The sequence below is a fragment of the Neobacillus niacini genome (genome assembly GCF_023715415.1).
Lineage (GTDB): Bacteria > Bacillota > Bacilli > Bacillales > Cytobacillaceae > Neobacillus > Neobacillus niacini_C.
In genome coordinates, this window is the sequence record NZ_JAMBOB010000033.1 from 1 (window position 1) to 1,204 (window position 1,204).

Here is a 1,204-nt window from a genome sequence, read left to right on the forward strand (position 1 = left end):
GCTAACCCCTCCTCTTAACCTTCCAGCACCGGGCAGGCGTCAGCCCCTATACTTCGCCTTGCGGCTTCGCAGAGACCTGTGTTTTTGCTAAACAGTCGCCTGGGCCTATTCACTGCGGCTCTTCGAGGCTATTCACCTCAAAAAGCACCCCTTCTCCCGAAGTTACGGGGTCATTTTGCCGAGTTCCTTAACGAGAGTTCTCTCGCACACCTTAGGATTCTCTCCTCGCCTACCTGTGTCGGTTTGCGGTACGGGCACCTTTTATCTCGCTAGAGGCTTTTCTTGGCAGTGTGGAATCAGGAACTTCGGTACTATATTTCCCTCGCCATCACAGCTCAGCCTTTACGGTAAGCGGATTTTCCTACTTACCAGCCTAACTGCTTGGACGCGCATATCCAACAGCGCGCTTACCCTATCCTCCTGCGTCCCCCCATCACTCAAACGATAAAGAGGTGGTACAGGAATATCAACCTGTTGTCCATCGCCTACGCCTTTCGGCCTCGGCTTAGGTCCCGACTAACCCTGAGAGGACGAGCCTTCCTCAGGAAACCTTAGGCATACGGTGGATGGGATTCTCACCCATCTTTCGCTACTCATACCGGCATTCTCACTTCTAAGCGCTCCACCAGTCCTTACGGTCTAGCTTCAACGCCCTTAGAACGCTCTCCTACCACTGACATCGTAGATGTCAATCCACAGCTTCGGTGTTACGTTTAGCCCCGGTACATTTTCGGCGCAGAGTCACTCGACCAGTGAGCTATTACGCACTCTTTAAATGGTGGCTGCTTCTAAGCCAACATCCTGGTTGTCTAAGCAACTCCACATCCTTTTCCACTTAACGTAAACTTTGGGACCTTAGCTGGTGGTCTGGGCTGTTTCCCTTTTGACTACGGATCTTATCACTCGCAGTCTGACTCCCACGGATAAGTCTTTGGCATTCGGAGTTTGTCTGAATTCGGTAACCCGATGAGGGCCCCTAGTCCAAACAGTGCTCTACCTCCAAGACTCTTACTACGTGAGGCTAGCCCTAAAGCTATTTCGGAGAGAACCAGCTATCTCCAAGTTCGATTGGAATTTCTCCGCTACCCACACCTCATCCCCGCACTTTTCAACGTGCGTGGGTTCGGGCCTCCATCCAGTGTTACCTGGACTTCACCCTGGACATGGGTAGATCACCTGGTTTCGGGTCTACGACCACATACTA

The 1,204-nt window shown here is 52.1% G+C and carries 1 rRNA gene; it reads right to left on the reverse strand.

Annotated features, from left to right (window positions below):
- Window positions 1-1,204 (reverse strand): 23S ribosomal RNA (locus M3189_RS26360); the annotation flags it as partial.